The sequence below is a fragment of the Moraxella sp. E33BD genome (assembly GCF_041807865.1).
GTDB classification, from domain to species: Bacteria; Pseudomonadota; Gammaproteobacteria; order Pseudomonadales; family Moraxellaceae; genus Moraxella; species Moraxella haemolytica.
Genome location: NZ_JBGTZD010000026.1, coordinates 1 through 4659, shown reverse-complemented (window position 1 = coordinate 4659; position 4659 = coordinate 1). Strand labels below are relative to the sequence as shown.

Below are 4659 nucleotides of genomic sequence, written 5' to 3'. Positions count from 1 at the left end.
CAAACCGCCGAAAAAATGGCGGTCTATGGCGAAATGCAACATGCAACGACTTATGAGCTAAAGCTTGCCAATCTTGCCAATGATAAGCACCGTCTAAAACAGCTGCAAGGCTTGGAGCTAAAAAACGAGCTAAAAGCCAAACTCATCGAACATCATCTGCCCTATGTGGACGGTGTGCTGTCCGCCAACGCTGGGGTGCAAGATGAAGTCGTAATGACGATGCTGGCTTTGGTGATGCCTGATGCGTTCAAACGCACGGTGGCGCGTATCTTGACCGAAGAGCTTGCTGAAAACGAGCTAAAACGCCAAAAACAAAACGAGCCGATTGACACGGACGCATTGCACGCCTTGCATGATTTGCTTAGCGATGAAAGCCTACCTGCCACCGCTCGTGATATGCCGGATGAAGTGCGTGCCAAGCTGTATCTGGTCATCGGTCGGCATTATCTGGCGTGTGCCAAGCAGACGGGGCAAGGGGCAGAGTTGGCGGTTGATGCGTTGTCAGTTGCATTGTCTTTACATGATAAATGCGGTGGTAAAGCAGATTTGGCATCTGCCAAAAAACTTGCCACCGCTTAAAGCGTGCCTCGCACCTACACGGGTCTGCTGATGTCTTGATTGCTGATTTGTCTTGCAACCATGCCGTCAGCCGTTCCCGTGTTTTTTATTGGAGAATTAGTATGAGTTTCATTGCCAATGGCGACTTATCCACAGCCTTGTCAGACATCGGTGGCGGCGAGTTTTTTCCGCTAATTAGCGTGGCGGATGTGCGAGATTTTGTTCGTGTGGACGGCTCGGTAACTGATGTTCGCTTACATCAGCTTGTCCTAGAAGAGGTGCTCGATGTTCAGCGTTTGCTTACGCTACTTATGGCAAAAGCAGAGCGATTGACCGACTTATCCACAGTTTTTATCGATGGCAAAAATGCCTTTGAAGTTTGGTATTTTTCTGCCATTGCCAACGGCGTGGGGGCAAAAGTGTGCGAAAAATACCGCAATTACGACAGCACCAACAAAGGCTCTGAAAAGGCGATGGAGCTGTCGGCAACGATTGACGAATACCGCCGTAATAAGATGTGGGCGTTGGCACAAATGCAAGGGCGAAATCAAACCGTAGTGGAGCTGATATGAACCGCACAATTAAGAGTATCCAAGGCGACAGCCTAGATAGCATCAGCTATCGCTACTATGGAAAATCGGTGGTCGAATCGCTACTTGCCGCCAATCCACATCTGACCGATGAAGTGATACTGCCCATCGGCACGCTGGTGGTGGTGCCTAAGATTATCCAATCATCCAAGCCAAAACAAACAGTCCAACTGTGGGACTAAGGAGACATCATGAAATCCATCAAATACGGTCATAAAGGCGACATCGTCGCAAGATTACAAGCAAAACTTAACGAACATGGGGTAAAACTTGCCGTTGATGGCGACTTTGGCGATGCCACCGAAAAAGCGGTGATTGATTTTCAAAGAAAGTCAGGCTTGATGATTGATGGCGTCGTCGGTATCAAGACTTGGCAGGTGCTACATCGTGAAAAGACCGCCCAGCTCATCAGCATGGACGACTACGAAAAGGCAGCGGCAGAGCTTGGCGTGGCGGTCAATGTCGTGCGTGCCTTTGCCCGTGTTGAGAGCCGTGGGGCAGGCTTTATTGATGGGCGTCGTCCTGCCATGCTCTTTGAACGCCATGTGTTTTATCGCCTGCTAAAAGCCAAGCACGGCAAGGGGTATGCGGACAAATACGCCAAATCACACCCTAGCATTGTAAGTCCAAAGACAGGCGGCTATCAAGGCGGTGCGTCTGAATATGTACGGCTGAATTTTGCCAAGACCATCGATGAAGCCTGTGCATGCAGCTCGGCAAGCTGGGATATGTTCCAAATCATGGGCGAGAACTGGCAGGCATTGGGTTATGAATCCATCGATGACTTTGTGATGCAAATGCAGACAAGCGAGAGCCACCAGCTCGATGCCTTTGTGCGATTCATCAAAACCAAAAAAGGGCTACTAGACGCCCTTTAAAAAGGCGACTGGGATAAGGTATTTACCCTATACAACGGCAAAGACTACCAAAAGCTGGGCTATGATTATAAGTTTTTGGCAGAGTTACGCCGACTCGATGGACTAAGCCTTGGTTAAGCATAGCTAAACTGCCCAAAATCATAGGGCGTAATATCGTCTAGCTGGGCGGTTTGCTCGGCGATTTTTAGGTCATAGGACTGTTGCAGATTTAACCAAAACTGAGCAGTAGAGCCAAAATAGGTCGCCAATCGCAAGGCGGTGTCAGCACTGACACCACGCCGCTCACGCACAATGTCATTAATGCGTGCGGGTGTAACACCGATTGCCTTGGCTAGGGCATTGGCAGACATATTGAGCGGTATTAGATATTCTTCACGCAGAATTTCACCGGGGTGAATGGGTCTCATGCCGTCGGACATCATTGTTATACTCCTTAGGTTTAGTGGTAGTCCACAATCTCAACATCGGATACGCCATCATCGCCCCAGATGAAGCAGATGCGGAACTGGTCGTTAATGCGAATGCTATATTGACCTTCTCGGTCGCCCACCAGTTTTTCAAGATGATTGGCAGGTGGTGAGCGTAAATCTTGCAATGAAACGGCTTGGCTAAGCATTCTTAATTTGCGTTCGGCAACGGATTTAAAATTGCTAAAAACTCGTGTGTTGCCTGTCTCAAATAAGAGTTGCGTGTCTTTGCACTTAAAGCTGACGATTGCCATGATTTATCCTTTGCGGTTTTATTTATTATATATTGATAAACGATAAATAACAAGGCTTATTTGTATGAAAAAACCCAATCAACTTCGAACCCATCTACTGGCAAGCCTACCAGAGCTTGCCAAAAACCCTGACCGCTTGCTGATTTTTGTGGATGAAGGGCGGATGGTCAATACGCTTGCAAACGGCTTATCGTTTGAATATCGCTACACGCTCAATGTCATCATTACTGACTTTAGCGAGGACATGGCAGCGGTGGCGGTGGCACTCTACGCATGGCTACGAGAACATCAGTCAGAGCTGATGGCAAATCTTGATAAGGCAAAAGATGGCGTAAAATTCGTGGCGGATATTTTGGATAATCGCAAGGTTGACCTATCCATCACGCTACCACTCACCGAACGAGTCATCGTCAAAGAAACGGACGGCAAGGCGGTCATCAGCTACCCACCAGAGCCTACTTACACACGCCCAGAGATGGCAAAGACAGTACAGCTCATCGATGCCAATGATGGGGTGGTGCTAGGAGAGTTCCCGACTGGTATGCCAGAAGAAAAATGGCTGCTGACAATGCCACTGGTGGACATCAGTAGATGAGCGAGTTATCCTATCTGCCCGAGCATCTGGAGCGTATCATTGATGGGTTGTCTGATGGGCAAATGTTAAAGCTCAAAAAGACGCTCGCCCAAAAAGTACGCAACAACCAAAAAAAGCGTATCACCGCCCAAAAGAATGTGGACGGCTCTGCCTACACGCCAAGAAAACCGCAAAAACGCCGTGGGCAAAAAAAGCGTGTGCGTGCCAAGATGATGAATACCATCAAAAACGCCGCCCACATGAAAACCGAGCAGATGGACGAGGGCTTCACCGTGGGCTATGTCGGACGCATGGCACAAGTCGCCGAAGTCCATCAATATGGCTTGACGGCTCGTGTGAATGCCAAAACTGGTGCATCAGCCGCCTATCCTGTGCGACAGCTTTTGGGTATCTCGGACGAGGATAAGCAGATGATTGATGAGGCGGTGCTTGATTATATAGAAAATCTCATTTAAAGACGCATAAAAAAACCACCAAGCGGTGGTTTTTTATTTCCCATTACCTAAGCCCACTCAAATACACCGTACGACCACCACGCTTGACAGCGGTCAAGACTTGCCCACGCTGTCGCCCATTGGGGTGTTTGTAGCCTAAATGAATCCATGAATTTGGCGAATCTGGGAATTCTAGGATTAGCTGGTCAAATTTAATGCCACGCTCCTTTAATTCTGCCACCAGATAGCGGGCGACTTTGCGAGTGTCGCCAAAGGCTGGGGCGGTAAAGTCAATCGCAAGCCCGTAACAGTGTGCCGATGTGGTGCTGCCAACGATGGCACGGTTGAGCGTGGGTGAGCGATAGCCTGAGCTCACACGCATTGGCACGCCCAAGATGTCTCGGACGGGCTGCCATAGCCCACGAGCTGACTGGCGTAGGTTGGTCGTGGCTCGCTCGTCTGGGGTGTTGTTGAGCCTAAGTCGTGTGGCAGTGTCTGAGCGTGTCAGCTCGGCTAGGGTAAAGTTTTTGGTGAGTTGCATATTATCTCCTTATCTGCGTTTGGATTTTTTAAGCATTTGGCGGTGTAGCTCACGATAGGCAGCATCGTGGGCGGCTGTCTTGACCGCCTGTTTCGCCGTTTCTTTGACTGATGGTGCGTCATCGCTTTGCGTATGTAGGCTTGGTTGATAAATCTTACGCCCCAGCATGGTTAAGACCAGCATTACCCCACCTGTGATAAAGGCGTGGTACTTGGTGGGGATAATCTGATAATCTACCGCCACTTGCAGGGCGGGGATGAGTACCAGCATGATGAATGCCCCGAGTGCCGGTAGTTTTACGGATAAATATTGAAAGACATTATCTTTGATAAAAGTCATTTT

Annotated in this window: 9 protein-coding genes and 1 pseudogene; 6 read left to right on the top strand and 4 right to left on the bottom strand. The window is 49.1% G+C overall.

All coding sequences use genetic code 11. The features are described 5' to 3' along the window. From gpM to ACERC6_RS10065, 4 genes are all read left to right on the top strand, one after another. Positions 1-579 (top strand): phage terminase small subunit (gene gpM, locus ACERC6_RS10080; protein ID WP_373628921.1); only part of this gene is annotated, 579 nt, incomplete at its 5' end. Between the two features lie 101 nt (positions 580-680). Continuing rightward, the gene (locus ACERC6_RS10075) at positions 681-1130 is read left to right on the top strand and encodes a head completion/stabilization protein (RefSeq protein ID WP_373628920.1); all 450 of its coding nucleotides are present in this window, start codon (positions 681-683) and stop codon (positions 1128-1130) included. Beyond that, a complete protein-coding gene (locus ACERC6_RS10070; RefSeq protein WP_373628919.1) occupies positions 1127-1330 on the top strand; it encodes a tail protein X in 204 nt (67 codons plus the stop codon). The genes ACERC6_RS10075 and ACERC6_RS10070 overlap by 4 nt, the downstream gene beginning before the upstream one ends. A gap of 9 nt (positions 1331-1339) precedes the next feature. Further along, complete coding sequence (locus ACERC6_RS10065) at positions 1340-2026, top strand: N-acetylmuramidase domain-containing protein (RefSeq protein ID WP_373628918.1); 687 nt, start codon at positions 1340-1342, stop codon at positions 2024-2026. 113 nt (positions 2027-2139) lie between these two features. On the opposite strand, the gene ACERC6_RS10060 is transcribed toward ACERC6_RS10065, so the two are convergent. Further along, positions 2140-2448, bottom strand: a complete 309-nt coding sequence (locus ACERC6_RS10060; RefSeq protein ID WP_373630525.1) for a HigA family addiction module antitoxin — start codon at positions 2446-2448, stop codon at positions 2140-2142. 17 nt (positions 2449-2465) lie between these two features. Next, the gene (locus tag ACERC6_RS10055; RefSeq protein WP_373628916.1) at positions 2466-2747 is read right to left on the bottom strand and encodes a type II toxin-antitoxin system RelE/ParE family toxin; all 282 of its coding nucleotides are present in this window, start codon (positions 2745-2747) and stop codon (positions 2466-2468) included. Positions 2748-2811: 64 nt separating this feature from the next. Here ACERC6_RS10055 and ACERC6_RS10050 point away from each other — a divergent pair, with 64 nt between their 5' ends. Continuing rightward, a complete protein-coding gene (locus ACERC6_RS10050) occupies positions 2812-3342 on the top strand; it encodes a phage tail protein (protein ID WP_373628915.1) in 531 nt (176 codons plus the stop codon). Continuing rightward, complete coding sequence (locus tag ACERC6_RS10045; protein ID WP_373628914.1) at positions 3339-3797, top strand: phage virion morphogenesis protein; 459 nt, start codon at positions 3339-3341, stop codon at positions 3795-3797. Before ACERC6_RS10050 ends, ACERC6_RS10045 begins: the two co-directional genes overlap by 4 nt. A gap of 43 nt (positions 3798-3840) precedes the next feature. Here the strand turns inward: ACERC6_RS10045 and ACERC6_RS10040 are convergent, their stop codons facing one another. Both ACERC6_RS10040 and ACERC6_RS10035 read right to left on the bottom strand, forming a co-directional pair. Then, positions 3841-4317 (bottom strand): D-Ala-D-Ala carboxypeptidase family metallohydrolase, encoded by a 477-nt coding sequence (locus ACERC6_RS10040; protein ID WP_373628913.1) that lies wholly within the window; start codon positions 4315-4317, stop codon positions 3841-3843. A 9-nt stretch (positions 4318-4326) separates the two neighbouring features. After that, positions 4327-4659, bottom strand: a pseudogene (locus tag ACERC6_RS10035) (hypothetical protein); the annotation flags it as partial.